16 protein-coding genes are annotated in these 17473 nt (G+C 62.6%); 7 read left to right on the top strand and 9 right to left on the bottom strand.

What is annotated here, in order from left to right; all coding sequences use genetic code 11:
- The first annotated feature begins 10 nt into the window (after window positions 1-10).
- From H597_RS0106375 to H597_RS0106360, 4 genes are all read left to right on the top strand, one after another.
- On the top strand, window positions 11-2215 hold the full coding sequence (locus tag H597_RS0106375; protein WP_028101399.1) for a xanthine dehydrogenase family protein molybdopterin-binding subunit: 2205 nt from the start codon (window positions 11-13) through the stop codon (window positions 2213-2215).
- Between the two features lie 14 nt (window positions 2216-2229).
- A complete protein-coding gene (locus tag H597_RS0106370; protein ID WP_051293584.1) occupies window positions 2230-2832 on the top strand; it encodes a nucleotidyltransferase family protein in 603 nt (200 codons plus the stop codon).
- Complete coding sequence (locus H597_RS0106365) at window positions 2829-4616, top strand: M61 family metallopeptidase (RefSeq protein ID WP_028101397.1); 1788 nt, start codon at window positions 2829-2831, stop codon at window positions 4614-4616. Before H597_RS0106370 ends, H597_RS0106365 begins: the two co-directional genes overlap by 4 nt.
- A 279-nt stretch (window positions 4617-4895) precedes the next feature.
- Window positions 4896-6038 (top strand): hypothetical protein, encoded by a 1143-nt coding sequence (locus tag H597_RS0106360; RefSeq protein ID WP_028101396.1) that lies wholly within the window; start codon window positions 4896-4898, stop codon window positions 6036-6038.
- A 34-nt stretch (window positions 6039-6072) separates the two neighbouring features.
- On the opposite strand, the gene trpC is transcribed toward H597_RS0106360, so the two are convergent.
- The 7 genes from trpC to rpe all read right to left on the bottom strand — a co-directional run bounded on the left by trpC (window position 6073) and on the right by rpe (window position 12216).
- Entirely contained in the window at window positions 6073-6873 is an 801-nt protein-coding gene (gene trpC, locus H597_RS0106355; protein WP_028101395.1) for an indole-3-glycerol phosphate synthase TrpC, read from the bottom strand.
- A gap of 8 nt (window positions 6874-6881) precedes the next feature.
- Complete coding sequence (locus H597_RS0106350; RefSeq protein WP_028101394.1) at window positions 6882-7559, bottom strand: LysE family translocator; 678 nt, start codon at window positions 7557-7559, stop codon at window positions 6882-6884.
- Between the two features lie 3 nt (window positions 7560-7562).
- Window positions 7563-8600, bottom strand: a complete 1038-nt coding sequence (gene trpD / locus H597_RS0106345; protein ID WP_028101393.1) for an anthranilate phosphoribosyltransferase — start codon at window positions 8598-8600, stop codon at window positions 7563-7565.
- A gap of 14 nt (window positions 8601-8614) precedes the next feature.
- A complete protein-coding gene (locus H597_RS0106340; protein ID WP_028101392.1) occupies window positions 8615-9181 on the bottom strand; it encodes an anthranilate synthase component II in 567 nt (188 codons plus the stop codon).
- A 1-nt stretch (window position 9182) separates the two neighbouring features.
- Window positions 9183-10679 (bottom strand): anthranilate synthase component I, encoded by a 1497-nt coding sequence (gene trpE, locus H597_RS0106335; RefSeq protein WP_028101391.1) that lies wholly within the window; start codon window positions 10677-10679, stop codon window positions 9183-9185.
- Window positions 10680-10859: 180 nt separating this feature from the next.
- Entirely contained in the window at window positions 10860-11546 is a 687-nt protein-coding gene (locus tag H597_RS0106330; protein WP_028101390.1) for a phosphoglycolate phosphatase, read from the bottom strand.
- A gap of 4 nt (window positions 11547-11550) precedes the next feature.
- A complete protein-coding gene (gene rpe, locus H597_RS0106325; RefSeq protein WP_028101389.1) occupies window positions 11551-12216 on the bottom strand; it encodes a ribulose-phosphate 3-epimerase in 666 nt (221 codons plus the stop codon).
- A gap of 102 nt (window positions 12217-12318) precedes the next feature.
- On the opposite strand from rpe, the gene apaG reads away from it, so the two are divergent.
- On the top strand, window positions 12319-12693 hold the full coding sequence (apaG, locus tag H597_RS0106320) for a Co2+/Mg2+ efflux facilitator ApaG/CorD (RefSeq protein WP_028101388.1): 375 nt from the start codon (window positions 12319-12321) through the stop codon (window positions 12691-12693).
- A 114-nt stretch (window positions 12694-12807) separates the two neighbouring features.
- Window positions 12808-14040 carry a murein transglycosylase A gene (mltA, locus tag H597_RS0106310; RefSeq protein WP_028101387.1) on the top strand — a complete coding sequence of 411 codons (1233 nt, stop codon included), beginning with the start codon at window positions 12808-12810 and terminating at the stop codon, window positions 14038-14040.
- On the opposite strand, the gene H597_RS0106305 is transcribed toward mltA, so the two are convergent.
- Together H597_RS0106305 and H597_RS0106300 are read right to left on the bottom strand one after the other, a co-directional pair.
- The gene (locus tag H597_RS0106305; protein WP_028101386.1) at window positions 14037-15671 is read right to left on the bottom strand and encodes a hypothetical protein; all 1635 of its coding nucleotides are present in this window, start codon (window positions 15669-15671) and stop codon (window positions 14037-14039) included. The genes mltA and H597_RS0106305 overlap by 4 nt on opposite strands.
- A gap of 59 nt (window positions 15672-15730) precedes the next feature.
- A complete protein-coding gene (locus H597_RS0106300) occupies window positions 15731-16168 on the bottom strand; it encodes a universal stress protein (RefSeq protein WP_028101385.1) in 438 nt (145 codons plus the stop codon).
- Between the two features lie 116 nt (window positions 16169-16284).
- Between H597_RS0106300 and H597_RS0106295 the strand changes: the two genes are divergently transcribed.
- Entirely contained in the window at window positions 16285-17061 is a 777-nt protein-coding gene (locus H597_RS0106295; RefSeq protein ID WP_028101384.1) for an enoyl-CoA hydratase, read from the top strand.
- Window positions 17062-17473: the final 412 nt, after the last annotated feature.

The following is a 17473-nucleotide window of genomic DNA, read 5'->3' as shown; positions in this document are numbered from 1 at the left end:
GGAGCCCGCCATGCGCAAAGAATGGTTCATGGCAGCTCAAGCGGACGGCGCAGGTAATGCTGAAGTATCGCGCCGTACCTTCCTCAAGGCTGGCAGCGGCCTGATTCTCGGCTTTTATCTGGCCGGCGGCGGCGGGCGCTTTGCCCGTGCGCTTGCCGCCGACGCCCCTGCCAAGCCGCCGGTGGCGCCCAACGCCTTCCTGCATATCGCACCGGACAATACCGTCACCATCCAGGTCAACCGCCTCGAATTCGGCCAGGGCGTGCATACCGCATTGCCGATGCTGATCGCCGAGGAGCTCGATGCCGACTGGTCGCAGGTGCGTTCCGCGCTGGCGCCGGCGGGCGATCCGTACAAGGATCCCAATTTCGGCATCCAGATGACGGGCGGCTCCAGCGCCGTCAAGCACTCCTGGCGGCAGCACCGGGAAATCGGCGCCCGCGCGCGCGCCATGCTGGTCGCCGCGGCGGCCGAGCAATGGAAGGTGCCGGCGGCGCAGGTGCGCGCCTCGAAAGGCATGCTGTACGGCCCCTCCGGCCAGAGCGCAACCTTCGGCGCCATGGCCGACGCGGCAATGAAACAGCCGGTGCCGCAGGAAGTCAGACTGAAGGACCAGAAGGACTTCACCATTATCGGCAAGCCGACGCCGCGCCTCGATGCGCGCGCCAAGGCCACCGGCATGCAGCAATTCGGCATGGACTTCAAGCCCGAAGGCGCCAAGGTGGCGCTGGTGGCGCGGGCGCCGGTCTTCGGCGGCAAGGTGAGGACATTCGACGCCTCCAAAGCCAAGGCCATACCGGGCGTGCTCGACGTCATCAAGGTCGATACCGACCGCGGCGGCAGCGGCCTGGCGGTCGTGGCGAACGGCTACTGGCCGGCCAAGCAGGGCCGCGACGCGCTGCTGGTCGAATGGGATACGGCTGGATTGGAAAAGGTCAGCAGCAAGCAGCAGCTGGCCGAGTACAAGGCGCTGGCGAAAAAAGCCGGCACGCCGGTGAAGAAGGCTGATATTGCCGCCATCGCCAAGGCGCCGAAGAAAATCAGCGCCACATACGAATTCCCCTATCTGGCGCATGCGCCGATGGAGCCGCTGAACTGCGTGGTGGACTTGAAGGGCGATTCCTGCACCATCTGGGCCGGCAGCCAGTTCCAGACGCTGGACGCGGTGGCAGCAGCCAAGGCGGCCGGGCTGACGCCGGACAAGGTCACGCTGAATACCATGATGGCCGGCGGGGGCTTCGGCCGCCGCGCCGTGCCGACTTCCGACTATATCGTGGAAGCGGTCAATGTGGCCAAGGCATGGGGCAAGGGCCCGGTCAAGCTGATCTGGAGCCGCGAGGACGACATCAAGGGCGGCTATTATCGTCCGTCCCACGTGCACCAGGCCGATATCGGCTTTGACGCCAAGGGCAATATGATCGGCTGGAACCATGTGATCGTCGGCCAGTCGATCATCACGGGCACGCCGTTCGAACCGATGATGGTCAAGGACGGCGTCGATGCGACGATGGTGGAGGGCATGGGCGAGCCGTATTCCGTGCCGATGAACCTGAGCGTGCATAACGTGAAGGCGAATGTGCCGGTGCTTTGGTGGCGCTCGGTCGGTTCGACCCACACCGCCTTCGTGATGGAGACGCTGATCGACGAAGCAGCCCACGTGGCCAAAATGGATCCGGTGGAGTACCGCCGCAAGATGATCGATCCCAAGCATGTGCGCCAGCTCGCAGCGCTGAACCTGGCGGTCGAAAAGTCCGGTTATGGAAAGACCAAGCTGCCCAAGGGCCAGGCCTGGGGCGTGGCCCTGCACGAATCGTTCGAAACATCCGTGGCGTATGTGGTGGTGGCATCGATGAAGAACGGCCAGCCCAAGGTGCACAAGGTCACCGCAGGCGTGCACTGCAACCTGCCGGTCAACCCGATGACGATCGAGGCGCAGGTGCAGGGCGCGGCGCTGATGGGGCTCGGGACCACGCTGCCCGGCGCTGCGATCACCTTGAAGGATGGGATGGTCGAGCAGTCGAATTTCAGCGACTACACGGTGGCGCGCATGACGGATATGCCGGTGGTGGAAGTCTTCACCGTTGCCTCGACCGACAATCCGACGGGCATGGGCGAGCCGGGCCTGCCGCCGCTGGCGCCGGCACTGGCCAACGCTGTGTTCAAACTGACCGGCAAGCGCGTGCGCAAGCTGCCGTTCGACCTGGCCAAGGCATAAGGCAGGCGCCGCGCGTGGCTGCTCCGATTCCCGGCTCGCCGGCCGGCTTTGCCGGCATCTTGCTGGCGGCCGGACGGGGCAGCCGTTTCGATCCGAGTGGTGCACGCAGCAAGCTGTTGCAAGAGCTGCCTGGCGGCGAGCGGGTTGCCGCAGCCAGCGCCCGCGCCTTGCTGGCCGCCGTGCCGCGCGTGGTTGCCGTGGTGCGGCCGGACGACGAAGCGACGGCGCACCTGCTGCGCGATCTCGGCTGCGAAGTCCTTGTCTGCGCCGATGCCGGCAGCGGCATGGCAGCATCGCTCGCGTGCGGCGTGCGGCGGGCGCAGGATGCCAGCGGCTGGCTGATCGCCCTGGCGGACATGCCATTCGTGCGCGCGGCAACAATGGCTGCCCTGGTGCAGGCTGTGGCGCAGGGTGCGGAGGCGTCAATCGCCGCACCGATGCACGATGGGCGGCGCGGCAACCCGGTCGCCTTCGGCCGCGCCCACCTGCCTGCCCTGCTGGCGCTGACGGGGGACCAAGGCGCCCGCAGCATCCTGAACAATAATCCGGTTAACGAATTGGCGGTGGACGATGCCGGCATCCTGCTGGACATCGACACACCGTCCGACATTCAATGAAAAACAAAAAAATCAGCTATACCATCACCGCCAAAGACCTCGCGGCCCACATGTTCCAGGTCAGCATGACCATCGAGGCGCCCGCACCGGAAGGCCAGGTGCTAATGCTGCCGGCCTGGATTCCGGGCAGTTACATGATCCGCGAATTCTCGCGCAACATCGTCCAGATCCGCGCCGAGGCCAATGGCCAGGCGGTTGAACTGGCGAAGCTGGACAAACACTCCTGGCAAGCCGCGCCCTGCAAGGGCAAGCTCACGGTGCATTACGACGTGTATGCCTGGGACCTGTCCGTGCGTGCCGCCCACCTGGACCAGACCCACGGCTTCTTCAACGGCACCAGCGTCTTCCTGCGCGCGCTTGGCCAGGAGGACGAGCCGCACGTGGTCGATATCCAGCGCCCGGCGCACGCGGCGGCCACCAAGTGGCGCGTCGCCACTGCCTTGAAGGAACTGAAAGCCCGGCGCTACGGCTTCGGCACCTATATCGCGCAGGATTACGACGAGCTGATCGACAGCCCGGTGGAAATGGGGACGTTCGAGATGGCCAGCTTCAAGGCGCTCGGTGTGCAGCACGATGTGGTATTCACCGGCCGCGTGCCCAATCTCGATATCGCCCGCGTATGCGCCGACCTTAAGCAGATTTGCGAAACGCAGATCGCCTTCTTCGAGCCGCGCACGAAAAAAGCCCCGATGGAGCGCTACGTCTTCATGACGATGGTGGTGGGCGACGGCTACGGCGGCCTGGAGCATCGCGCCTCCACGGCGCTGTTCTGCTCCCGCGCCGACCTGCCGACCACGGCGCAAAAAGGCAAGGAGCCGAGCGAGGGCTATATGAAGTTCCTCGGCTTGTGCAGCCACGAATATTTCCATACCTGGAACGTGAAGCGCATCAAGCCGGCGGTGTTCGCGCCGTACGATTACCAGGTGGAGAACTACACGCCGCTGCTATGGCTGTTCGAAGGCTTCACCAGCTATTACGACGATCTGCTGCTGGTGCGCGCCGGGCTGCTGTCGGAGGAAGGCTACTTCAAAATGCTGGGCAAGACGGTCGGCGCCGTATTGCGCGGCAGCGGCCGCACCAAGCAAAGCGTGGCCGATTCCAGTTTCGACGCCTGGGGCAAGTACTATCGCCAGGACGAGAATTCGCCGAACGCCATCGTCAGCTATTACGCCAAAGGCTCGCTGGTTGGCCTGGGGCTCGACCTCACCATCCGCGCCAAGACCGAGGGCAAGCGCTCGCTGGACGACATCATGCGCGCCCTGTGGCAAAAATATGGCCGCGACTTCTATAACGGCAAGCCGCGCGGCGTGACGCCGGAGGAAGTGGAAGCTTTATTCGATAGCGTGGCCGGCTTCAAGCTCAAGACCTTCTTCGACAAATACATCAACGGCACAGACGACGTGCCGCTGGCCAAGCTGCTGCCGCAGTTCGGCGTCGGCTACAAGGACGAACGCAAAGCGTCCAAGCCAAGCATGGATGTCAATCTCGGCCGCGAAGGCGCCGACTGCAAGCTGAGCGCCGTGCATGACGGCGGCGCCGCGCAGAAAGCCGGCTTGTCGGCCAACGACCTGCTGGTGGCGATCGACGGCCTGCGCGTGAGCGGTAATCCGGCCAATGTGGACGGCCTGCTGGCGCGCTATAAGGTGGGCGATACCGTGCAGGTGCACGCCTTCCGCCGCGATGAGCTGATGGCCTTCGACGTCACCCTGCAGGGCGAGCGCGTGCCGGGCATTACGATCGCCGTCGAGCAGCAGAAGGGCGCGCTGCGCAGGCCGACCGCCTGATCAGCGCTTTGCCGCAAGCCGGTCCTGGATGCGCGGCAGCGCCTCCTTGGCGCCCGTGCCACGACCGGCTTGAGGCCTGCTGTCTTCCCGCTGCGTTGCTGCGCCAGTTCGACCCTGCGGTCAGGTGACTGCAATTTCATTGCAATTTCCTCAATATTTTTACGCCAGAACACTGGGCGGCTGCCTGGACCTTGCGGAACTGTCGTTTTCACGCAGCAACTCGCTTCTGTTTTGCCATAGGGTAATCTATCATAGACATTTGGCTAGGCTTTTGAACGTATGGCATATTTACTGCAGCTCGTCGCGCGCGAAGTTCCCGTGAACGATGCGGAAGTTTTCCCTTTCCTGGAAGAGATCGCCGGCCATACGGTCAGCATGGCCCCTTCCCAGCAACTGAAGAGTTTCCGGGAAGCGATCCTGAAACTCTTCCCCTGTCTGAGCAGCTACGGCCCGGCCGATGCCGCGAAGGCGCAGTGTCCTTGGGCGGACGGGCCGTTTGGCGATAACTTCAAGGGCGGCTTTGGCAGTGTGGCGATTGCGCGCCGCCATGACGAAGTGATTCCTCACTTGCTGCGTATTGCCAGCGATCTTGGCATGACGGTGGTGGATGAACAAAGGCGGACGGTGCACCGTCCGCAGACTTTCCAGGTCGTGCTGGAGGGCCCATTGGATGGCGTGCAGGTGGACGTCGCGGCGCCGAAACTGGCGGAGCTGATGAATCAGCCCATGCCGCATATGATCCTGCTGCTGCATTCGCGCCGTCGTACCATGGTCAAGCGCGGCCTCACGCGTACCCAGGGCGAAATCTACATCGAAGCCTTGCGCCAGCGCGCCAGCTGCAAAGCTTCGCTGGTTCCCGATCCGCGCAAACCGGATGCGGTCCCGGTTCCCCCGGCGGCCAACGCCAAGGCGCCCGTGCGACCGGCGCAGCCCTTCGCCAATCCGGTGGCGCCCACCGCGCATGCCGGCATCGAAGCCGATGACGAGCTGTTCACGGCGGCCGAAGCCCAGCGTTCGGCCTTGGTGGCGGCGCTTGGCGGCGCTGCGCTGTCCGCGCTCGTGGCTCTCGACTACCAATCCCTGTACGTCTTCGCGGCCCTGGCGGCTATGGGCTTGCTGGGGATGATTGCGGTCTTCCAGCTCGGCCAGGCACAGGGCGGCGGCTTGCTGCGCACCTTGCGGGCGCCGCTGGCCCTAGTGCCGGGCCTGGGCATTTTGCTGCTGCTCTGGACGTATTTCAGCGCCGCCGGAATCTTGAAAAACAAGGGCGTGAGCACCGGAAGCGGCATGCCCGCCGCCGCCGTGGTGCGCGAACTGGGCGGCCTGCCGCACGGGGCGATGCTGCCCTCGATCAAGAAGCTGCTGGGGCTGCTGGTTCTGGCCGCTGTGGTCGCTGCAGTCTTCATGCCCAAAGGGCATTGAGCTGCCAGGGCCGTGAACCCGCAGCGCTGCGGACTTAATCGAACAGCTTGCGCAGCTCGGCACCCGGATCGGGCGCGCGCATGAAGGCTTCCCCCACCAGGAAGGCGTGCACGGCGTTTTCCCGCATGCGTTGCACGTCGCCTGGGGTCGTGATGCCCGATTCGGTGATCACCATGCGCTCTGGCGGGATGCGCGAAAGCAGCTGGAGCGTGGTGTCCAGCGTGACCTCGAAGGTGCGCAGGTTGCGGTTGTTGATACCGATCAGGCGGCTTTTCAGCTTCAGGGCGGCGTCCAGCTCATCGCCGTCATGTGATTCGATCAGCACATCCATGCCCAGTTCGTGGGCGCATGCTTCCATCTCCGCCATCAAGCCGTGATCCAGCGCCGACACAATCAGCAGGATGCAGTCGGCGCCCATCGCGCGCGCTTCATAGATCTGGTACATGTCGACCATGAAGTCCTTGCGCAGGACCGGGATCTCGCATGCGGCGCGCGCCTGTTGCAGGTATGCGTTGGCGCCCTGGAAGAAGTTCACATCGGTCAGCACGGACAGGCAGGCAGCGCCGGCATTGGCATAGCTCGCGGCGATATCGGCGGGGCGGAAGTCCGGGCGCAGCACGCCTTTGGACGGCGAGGCCTTCTTCACTTCCGCGATCACGCCCGCGTGGCCCGCCTCAATCTTCCGGCGCAGGTTGGCTTCAAAGCCGCGCAGGCCGGCGCGCAGTTCCACATCGCCTTCCACTTCGTCGCGCAGCGATTGCAGGCTGCGGTGCTTCTTGGCGGCCGCAACTTCGTCGGCCTTCACGGCCAGGATTTTGTTCAGGATGTCGGACATGATGACTCTTAATGTTGTTCGGCCAGGGCCAGGCGCGCGCCGAGCGCGATGAACAGGCCGCCGGTCGCGCGGTTCAGCCACAGCGCAAGCAGCGGTTTTACTTTCAACTTGGCGCTGGCAAAGGCGGTGAAGATGGCAAGGCCGTTACACCACAGCATGCTGTTGAAATTGAAAATGCAGCCGAGGAGCAGGAAGGCCAGGGGCTTGTTTGTGGCGCCGGCGTCGATGAACTGCGGCACGAAGGCCAGGAAGAACAGCGCGACTTTCGGATTCAGGACGTTGGTCAGGAAGCCTTGGGCGAAGATCTTGCGGTAGGGAAGTGCAGCCTGCGCATTGAACCGGTTGTGCGATGTCTGACCCAGCGGGTCATACAGCTGATTGCCGGTTTCAGCGGCGTTCAGCCGCGCGCGCAGCATGGCGATGCCGCACCAGACGATATACGCCGCGCCCACCCATTTGACCACGGTGAAGGCGGTGGCGGATGTCGCCAGCACGGCGGACAGGCCGAGTGCCGCCGCGCCGACATGCACCATCGTTCCCGCGCCGATCCCGAGCGCCGCCGCGCAGCCCGCGCGCCAGCCTTGCGTGGCGCTGCGTGCCATGATCAGCAGCGAATCCGGTCCCGGCATGATGTTCAGCAGCAGACCGGAAATCACAAACAGCGTCAGGTCATGAATGCCGAACATCGCTTAACCCTCCCGGCCCAGTTCCTGGGTGACGCGCACAAACTGCTCCAGCTTGGCGACGGCCGCGCCGGATTTCACGGCGTCGCGTGCCCGTGCCAGTCCGTCCTCGATGGAGGACGCCACGCCCGCCGCGTACAGCGCCGTGCCGGCGTTCAGTGCCACGATATCCGAAGCAGGCCCCGGCTCGCCGTGCAATGCCTCCATGACGCGCGCCTTCGATTCCTGCGCATTCGCTACTTTGAGATTGCGCGAAGCGATCATGGACAGGCCGAAGTCTTCCGGATGGATTTCATATTCGCGGACCTCTCCGTTGACCAGCTCACCCACCATGGTGCCCGCGCCGAGCGACACTTCGTCCATATTGTCGCGGCCATAGACCACCACCGCATGCTGCGCGCCCAGGCGCTGCAGCACGCGCACCTGGATACCGACCAGATCCGGATGGAATACGCCCATCAGGATATTCGGCGCGCCGGCCGGATTGGTCAGCGGCCCAAGAATATTGAAGATCGAACGCACGCCGAGTTCGCGGCGCACCGGCGCCACATGTTTCATCGCAGCGTGGTGGTTCGGCGCGAACATGAAGCCGATGCCGGTCTGCGCGATCGACTGGGCGATCTGCTCCGGCTTGAGATTGATATTCGCGCCCAGCGATTCGATCAGGTCCGCGCTGCCGGACGACGAGGACACGGAACGCCCGCCGTGCTTGGCCACGCGCGCGCCGGCTGCCGCGGCAACAAACATCGAAGCGGAAGAGATATTGAAGGTATGGGCGCCGTCGCCGCCGGTGCCGACGATGTCGACCAGGTTGCGGGTATCGGCCATCGGGACTTTGGTCGAGAATTCGCGCATGACCTGCGCCGCCGCGGTGATCTCGCCGATGGTTTCCTTCTTGACGCGCAGGCCCATGGTCAGCGCCGCCACCATCACGGGCGACATTTCGCCGGACATGATCTGGCGGAACAGGTGCAGCATCTCGTCGTGGAAGATTTCGCGGTGCTCGATGCAGCGAACCAGTGCTTCTTGATGCGTAATTGCCATGATGCTTCCTTCTCTTATTTGCGGTCGAGGAAATTCTTCAGCAAGGCGTGGCCGTGCTCGGACAGGATGGACTCGGGGTGGAACTGCACACCCTCGATGTCGTACTCCTTGTGCCGCACGCCCATGATTTCGCCGTCGTCGGTCCATGCTGTCACTTCCAGGCAGGAAGGCAGCGAGGATCGCTCGATTGCCAAAGAGTGGTAGCGGATCACCGTGAACGGGCTGGGTAAGCCCTGGAACACGCCCACACCCGTATGCGCGATAAGAGAAGTTTTGCCATGCATGACTTGCTTGGCGCGGATCACTTTGCCGCCAAAGGCTTCGCCGATGGCCTGGTGTCCCAGGCAGACGCCCAGGACGGGTTTCTTGCCCGCGAAATGCTTCAGCACTTCCAGCGAGATGCCCGCTTGCGCCGGATCTTTGGGACCTGGCGAGATGCAGATGCGGTCGGGATTCAAGGCCTCGATTTCGGCGATGGTGATCTCGTCGTTGCGGTACACGCGCACGTCTTCGCCCAGCTCGCCGAAATACTGCACGATGTTGTAGGTGAAGGAGTCGTAGTTGTCGATCATCAGCAGCATTTCAGAACTCCCCATCCAGGCCATCTTGTACTTGCTCGGCCGCGCGCAGCACGGCACGCGCCTTGTTTTCAGTTTCCTGCCATTCCATTTCCGGTATCGAGTCGGCGACAATGCCGGCGGCGGCCTGCACGTACAGCATGCCGTCCTTGATCACGCCGGTGCGGATGGCGATCGCCACGTCCATTTCGCCGCCGAAGGACAGGTAGCCGCAGGCGCCGCCGTAGATGCCGCGCTTGCAGATTTCCAGTTCGTCGATGATCTCCATCGCCCGTACTTTCGGCGCGCCGGTCAGGGTGCCGGCGGGGAAGGTTGCGCGCAGCACGTCCAGGTTGGACATGCCTTTCTTCAGCTTGCCCTCCACGTTGGAGACGATGTGCTGCACGTGCGAGTACTTCTCGATCACCATCTTGTCGGTCAGCTTCACGCTGCCGGTTTCGGAGATGCGGCCTAGGTCATTGCGCGCGAGGTCGATCAGCATCACGTGTTCCGCGATTTCCTTCGGATCGTTCAGCAGCTCTTCGGCCAGCGCCGCATCGCGCTCCGGCGTGCTGCCGCGCGGACGGGTGCCGGCAATCGGACGCAGCGTGACCTTCTTCTCGCCGTCCGGCAGGGTCTCGTTGCGCACCAGGATTTCCGGCGACGCGCCGACGATCTGCATATCGCCGAAATTGTAGAAGTACATATACGGCGACGGGTTCAGCGAACGCAGCGAACGGTATAGCGTGAGCGGCGAATCCACATAAGGCTTGCGGATGCGCTGGCCGATCTGCACCTGCATCAGGTCGCCGGCCAGGATGTATTCGTGTGCTTTGGCGACGGCCTTCAGGTAGTCTTCTTTGGCGAAGTCGCGGATGATTTCCGTACGCACCGACGGCGTGGTCACCGGCGCGTCGACGCCGCGGCGCAGCAGGGCGCGCAGGTCCTTCAGGCGCTGGCGCGCTTTGGAGTAGGCTTCCGGCTGCGTCGGATCGGCATAGACGATCAGGTACAGCTTGCCGGACAGGTTGTCGATGACGGCCAGCTCCTCGGTCACCATCAACTGGATTTCCGGCAGGCCCAGGTCGTCCTTCGGCTTGGTTTTCGCCAGCGTCTTTTCGATATGGCGCACCGTGTCGTAGCCGAAGTAGCCGGCCAGGCCGCCGCAGAAGCGCGGCATGCCAGGACGCACGGCGACTTTGAAGCGCGCCTGGTATTGCTCGATGAATTCAAGCGGATTGCCTTCGTGGCTCTCGATCACCTTGCCGTTCTTGAGGATTTCGGTCAGTTTGCCGCTGCTGCGCAGGATGGTGTTGGCAGGCAGGCCGATGAAGGAGTAGCGCCCGAAGCGCTCGCCGCCCACCACGGACTCCAGCAGGAAGGTGTTCTTGCCGTAGTTCTGGGTCTGGGCCAGCTTGAGGTACAGGGTGAGCGGGGTTTCCAGGTCGGCGAAAGCTTCCGCGATCAATGGGATGCGGTTGTAGCCTTCCGCGGCCAGGGATTTGAATTCGAGTTCGGTCATGTGTCTCTCCGTTCCGCCGTGGATGTGGTGGTGGCGGGAAGGTTACAAAAAACCTGCCGGAGCAATGACACGCACGTGCGCCGACAGCAATCAGGGACTAGGTCACGATTGCCAGCGTCGCCACAGCCAGGCCTCAATCGAGCCCCGGTGGGTTACATTGTGTCTTTTGTTGAGAAACATTTAGTTTGCGTTTGCGATTAGATCGGCTGCATGAAGAAGCGTGTCAACTATACCATCGGAATCTGTTTCGTGTATACCCACGCCGTGGTTATAACCATATGGCACCGTGAGCACTGGGCAGCCGGCCGCGCGGGCCGCTTCCGCGTCGTTTGAAGAGTCGCCGATGGCCACCACTTGGGCGGGCGGCAGGCCGAAATGTTCGCAGGCCTTCAGCAGCGGCATGGGGTGGGGTTTCTTCTTTTCGAAGGAATCGCCGCCGAACAGCACTTCGAAGTAGCCGTCCAGCCCCTTCAGGGCGAGCAGCGGTTTGGCGAAGGCGATCGGCTTGTTGGTAACGCAGGCCAGGCGCAAGCCGTTGGTCTTCATCGCCTGCAGGCCCGCCATCACGTCGGCATACACCGCGCTGTGGCGGCCGTTGACCACCAGGTAATGGCGCTGATACGCCTCCATCGCCTGGGCGAACATGCGCTCCACGCCGGCCTCGTCGAAGTCCAGGGCAAGCACCCGCCGCACCAGGTTTTCGGAGCCTTTGCCGACCATCAGTTCGATCTGCGCCACGCCGATGGGCGCCAGGCCGAGTTCTTCGCGCATCAGGTTGATGGCCACCTCGAAGTCCGGCATGGTGTCGAGCATGGTGCCGTCGAGGTCAATAATGGCGGCCCTTACGCCGCGCAGGACCGCCGCCATACGATTACAGCGAAGCCAGTTGGGTGCGCATCGCGTCGATCACGGCCTTGTAGTCAGGCTGGCCGAAGATCGCCGAACCGGCAACGAAGGTGTCGGCGCCCGCTTCCGCGGCGGCCTTGATATTGTCGACCTTGATGCCGCCGTCCACTTCCAGCATGATGTCGCGGCCGGATTCGTCGATGCGGCGGCGCGCTTCGGCAATCTTCTTCAAGGCTTGCGGGATGAACGACTGGCCGCCAAAGCCGGGGTTCACCGACATGATCAGAATCATGTCGATCTTGTCCATCACGTGGTCCAGGTAGCTCAGTGGCGTGGCCGGGTTGAAGACCAGGCCTGCCTTGCAGCCGTTATCGCGGATCAGCTGCAGCGAGCGGTCGATATGGTCCGATGCTTCCGGATGGAAGGTGATGATGTTGGCGCCGGCCTTGGCGAAGTCGGGGATGATGCGGTCGACCGGTTTGACCATCAGGTGCACATCGATCGGAACTTGCACGTGCGGGCGGATCGCCTGGCATACCAGCGGGCCGACGGTCAGGTTCGGCACGTAGTGGTTATCCATTACGTCGAAGTGGATGATGTCGGCGCCTGCGGCAACAACGTTGCGAACCTCTTCACCCAGGCGGGCGAAGTCGGCGGACAGGATGCTCGGAGCGATACGGAAAGTGGTCATGGCTGGTCGGCTGGTAAAAAAGATGCGTTATTTTACGCTGGTGTGCGGACGGTGTCCCTTTGCTTGGACTAGAATTGCCCAATTGTTATGAAGGAAACCCTTATGGCCCAGTATGAATTTGCGGTCACGGTACGCACCCAGTACCTGCCGGAGCAGTCCAACCCGGACCGCACCAACTTTGTCTTTACTTACACTATCACGATCAAGAACACCGGCACGGTGCCGGCTCAGTTGATTTCCCGCCATTGGGTGATCACCGATGCCAACAACCATGTGGAAGAAGTGCGCGGGCTTGGCGTGGTGGGCCACCAGCCTTTGCTCGCGCCAGGGGAGGTGTTCGAATACACCAGCGGTACCCAGCTGCGCACGCAGCAGGGCTCGATGTACGGGGAATACTTCTGCGTGGCCGAGGATGGCCATCAGTTCGAGACCAAGATTCCCGAGTTCGTGCTGTCGCTGCCGCGAACCCTGCACTGATTATTTGTCGCCGTCCTTCTTTTTCTTGGACGGCAGCGTCCACCAGACGATGAATACAAGCAGGAACAGCGCCACCAGCGCTTCAAGCATCAGATACCACATAGACCATACCTCATGTTTTTGACACGCCGTAGTTTAACCGTTTGCGCCGCCGCCGTCGCCTTGACGCTGGCCGGCTGTACCACGCCACCGCCACCACAGCCGGCAAAACCGGCCCAGCCGGAACCGCCCGCCCCCGTTCAGCCGGCGGCGCCCGTTACTCCCGTCACGCCGCCAGCGCCAAGCGCGCCGCAACCGCCGGCCAAGGCCGAATTCGTCCTGGCCCGTTTCTCGGACTTGCCGGGCTGGGACCGCGATGACCTGCGTGCTGCCTGGCCGGCCTTCATGCTGTCGTGCTCCAAGCTGGCCAGTAGCGCGGACTGGAAAGAGCCCTGTGCCATCGCCAAAACGGTCGACGCCGGCAGCGAGAAGGCGATCCGCCTCTTCTTCGAGTCCTTTTTCGATCCCCACCAGGTCATCGCGCCGGACGGCGACAATACCGGGCTGATTACCGGCTACTATGAGCCTTTCCTGCGCGGCGCGCGCAAGAAGGGCGGTCCGTACCAGACGCCGTTGCATAAGGTGCCGGACGATATGGTCATCATCGACATCGGTTCGGTGTATCCCGCACTGGCGGGCAAGCGCGTGCGCGGCCGCCTGAAGGGAAAACGCGTCGTGCCCTATCCAGCGCGCGAGGAAATCGCCCGCGCAGGGCTGCCTGGCAGTGAACTGATTTGGGTGGACGACCCGGTGGACGCCTTCTTCCTGGAAGTGCAGGGCTCCGGGCGTGTGCAAATGGCCGATGGCGAAACCGTGCGGATTGCCTATGCGGACCAGAATGGCCGCCCATATGAATCGATCGGGAAGTGGCTGGTAAAGAAAGGCGAACTGACCACCGAGCAGGCCACCATGCAAGGCATCCGGGCCTGGATCGACGGCCACCCGACACGCAGGCAGGAGCTGTTCAATGCCAATCCAAGCTATGTCTTCTTCAGGGAAGAGAAGCTGCCCGATCCGAAAGTCGGGCCGAAGGGGACGCTGAACGTGCCGCTGACGCCGCAGCGCTCTGCGGCGATCGACCGCAACCAGCTGCCGCTCGGCGCCCCCATCTTTCTGAGCACGACACTGCCCGGCGCAGGCGACATGCCGCTGCAAAGGCTGGTGATGGGGCAGGACACGGGCGGCGCCATCAAAGGCGCCATCCGGCTTGACTTCTTCTTCGGCTTTGGCCCGGAAGCCGCGGACCTGGCGGGCCGCATGAAACAGCGCGGAAATATGTGGGTGCTGCTGCCTAAGGTCGCGCGCTAACGCTTGTCCGGGACTTGCGGTACGCCCAGTGCGCGCATGATTTTGCCGATATCCGCGGCATACATGCGCGCGCTGGCGTTGTAAGGAGTACGGCAAGGCATCGCCATTGTCGTGCCATCCTTCAGTCCCAGCACCACCTCGTGGCGCGCCGCGCAAGCCTGCGACATGGCAGGCAGCGCTTGCGGACCGCCGAACAGCGGCAATCCTTCCACCTGTACCACCTCCACATTCTTACGCAGCGTCGTGCACCCGGGCAGCGTGTCCAGCAGCACGCTGCCGTTGGTCGGGGTGATGCTGGCCTTTCCCTGGCAGTCTTCGCGCATCAGCTTACTCATCGCCCGCAGCGCCATCGCATCGGTCTGTCGCTGGGTGGGGGCGACCGGCATCGCAAGCCCGGTTTCATCGAGCACATTTGCCCATTGCTGGCGCATGGGGCCGGCGCCGTCCAGTACTGCGGGCAGTACCTTGGGCTTGCATGCCTGTTCGCCGCATTCCATCGCCTGAGCAAAATCGGGCTTGGCCCCTTTGCGCAGCTGGCGGTAGAAATCATCGATGCGCGCGATGGCATCGCCCTTACCCTGGCGCGCCGCCATCGCGTAGACATAGGCTGCCAGCCCGCATTGATATTCAAGCTGGTTGCTGCCGATTTCAGCGCGAGTCAGATCGTGCCAGCGTCGATCGTCGGCAGTAAGCATGCATGTCGCCAGAGCGTCGTCCAGCTCGGCTGCAGCTTCCTGAGGCGTCAGCCAGCCATGATGCAGCGACACCATCCAGCGCAGAAACTCGCCGCCGCCTTCGTGGATCAAGCGCGCGTCGGTATAGTCATCCACTGCGTCGCGCATCTGAAAGCGATGGCTCATTTCGTGCGTGGCCAGTTTGGTGGCCAGGCGCATTACTTCGGGCGAGGGCTCGGCTGGCCAATTGAAGAGCGCCAAGTGCAGCATATCGCCGGAACTGCCACCCACATTCGGATCCCCTGGCGCCTTTGCCACAGCGGCCGTGACGATGGGGCGCTGGAACTGTGCGCCGGGCATGCGATTGTGGAGCCAGCGCGCGGTTTGGTCGGCCAGCTCGCGAATATGGGCGGTCGTAGCCGCCGGCACTGCCGGATCGAAATAATCGAGGCTGGTGCCTGCTTTGGGGAGGCGCATTGGGAAAAGCAGTGCAGGGGAGCCGGCAAGCGCCGCAGCCGTATCCTCATGCCTGGCCATCCCGGTGAGGATGGTGCCGGGGCCTGCAAAACGGTAGCTGACCGCACCGCAGCTCTCTTCCACCGCGTAATTCGACATGTGCGCGTAAATCCCTTCTCCCGTAGGGAAGGAGCCGGGGTAGCCTGCTACCTTATCGCTGGCGGCGGGAACGCGGAAGTTAAGGGCTTTGCAGGTCTTGGTGCCGCGTGCAAGCGTATCGCCGCCGGCCTTGCCGCAATTGTCCAAGGCTTGCCAATGCGAGCGGATTTGCGCCGCGCCGCTGCCGGTTTTGACGAACGGGAGCTGCCGGCACGTAGCCGGCAGTTCGTATCGGACTTGCAGGGCATCGGGCGCCACAAGGTAAACAGTGACATGGACATTTTCGGCGGAGGCGCTGGATGTTGCCAGTATCAACCCTGCCAGGATGCTGATGTGCCGCATACATCTCCTTGTGAATTGCGAATTTTACAAATATTACCAAATTCGCAATGGCAGGAGGATCAGCGCAGCACAAGCACCGGTAAATGCGTATGGGCGAGGACTTTCTGGGTCTCGCTTCCAAGGAATAGCTTATTCAAGCCTGAGCGGCCGTGGGATGCCATCAGGATGATGTCGCAGTGGCGTTCCTCGGCGGTCTTGACGATCACTTGATAGGGGCTGATTGCCTCGTCCAGCACGGCCTCGCACTCCACTCCGGCGGCACGGGCAGCGGCCAGTACCTTATCCAGAGCAGCTCGCAGCCCTCGCCGGAACTCCTGGTCAAACTGGCCGGGATCGGGCAGCACGGCGGCGTCGGCGAGGGGCACGAAGGGCAGGGGCTGGATTACCGATACGGCCGTGATACGTGCACCGTGGATTTTCGCGAAGTCAATCGCAGTCACGGTTGCCCGTTCCGAAAGTTGCGAGCCGTCGGTGGGCAGCAAAATCGATTTGAACATGGCAAATCTCCGGACAAATTCTCCAATCCAGTGTAGGTCTGCCCCTGATTCAAAGGCGCACGCTTCGACCACACCAGCTACAATTGCCCGATAGTTAACCTACCGGAGGAGAGTAAATGGAATACCAGGACCTGCTAGTAGAAGTGCACGATAAGGTAGCGCTGATCCGCTTGAACCGTCCCAAGGCGCTGAATGCGCTGAACGACAATATGATGAATGAGCTGGGCGAGGCGTTCGCGAAGTTCGAGAAAGACCCGGCGATCCACGTGATCGTGCTGACTGGCAGCGAAAAGGCATTCGCCGCTGGCGCCGACATCGCCGCGATGAAGGACTACACCTACCAGGATACTCACCGGGACAACTATATTGGTCGTAACTGGGAGCATATCCTCAAAGTGCGCAAGCCAGTGATCGGGGCGGTGGCAGGTTTCGCCCTGGGCGGCGGCTGCGAGCTGGCGATGATGTGCGACTTCCTGGTCGCGGCGGACAACGCCAAGTTCGGCCAGCCGGAAATCAAGGTTGGGGTAACCCCGGGCGCCGGCGGCACCCAGCGCCTGCCGCGCACCATCGGCAAATCGAAGGCAATGGACCTGCTGCTGACGACTCGCATGATCGATGCCGCGGAAGCCGAGCGCATCGGCCTGGTATCGCGCGTCGTCCCGGCAGACAAGCTGATTGAATCGGTGCTGGAGATTGCCCACGGTATCGCACAGATGCCGGTTTCCGTCGCCATGCAAATCAAGGATTGCGTGAATCGCGCCTTCGAAACCACGCTGAGCGAAGGCGTGAACTACGAGCGCCGCCTGTTCCATGCGGGCTTCGGTACCCCGGCCCAGCGCGAAGGCATGTATGCCTTCCTGGAGAAGCGCAACCCGAATTTCGATGGGCTGTAATTATCTTTCGCGCCGCCCTTGCGGGCGGCGATTTGCTTTGCTATAGTTCTGTCCCTCGCAACGCAGCGCTGACAACTCAGCGAAGCGAAACGAGAAAAAGATAGGGTTGACGAGTTGCACGCTGTACCGCATAATCTCGCTTCTCTGCTGCTGACGAACACAACGCTTCGTCAAACAAACAAGCAGCGATCTTTAAAAATCAACAGTCGATAAGTGTGGGCGTTTGACGATATGCCCGGACCTTCGGGTCCGATGCTCAAAATATACGTTATAACGCTCGCACAAAATATATTAAACGTAATCTCGCAAGAGATTCGTCAGTATTTTGAGTGAGTGACCTCCGGTAGCAATACCGGAAAAACAGAGATTGAACTGAAGAGTTTGATCCTGGCTCAGATTGAACGCTGGCGGC

This window comes from Pseudoduganella violaceinigra DSM 15887 (genome assembly GCF_000425385.1).
GTDB classification, from domain to species: domain Bacteria; phylum Pseudomonadota; class Gammaproteobacteria; order Burkholderiales; family Burkholderiaceae_D; genus Rugamonas; species Rugamonas violaceinigra.
The sequence above is the reverse complement of the archived record's forward strand: the minus strand, read 5'-3'. Positions and strand labels throughout refer to the sequence as shown.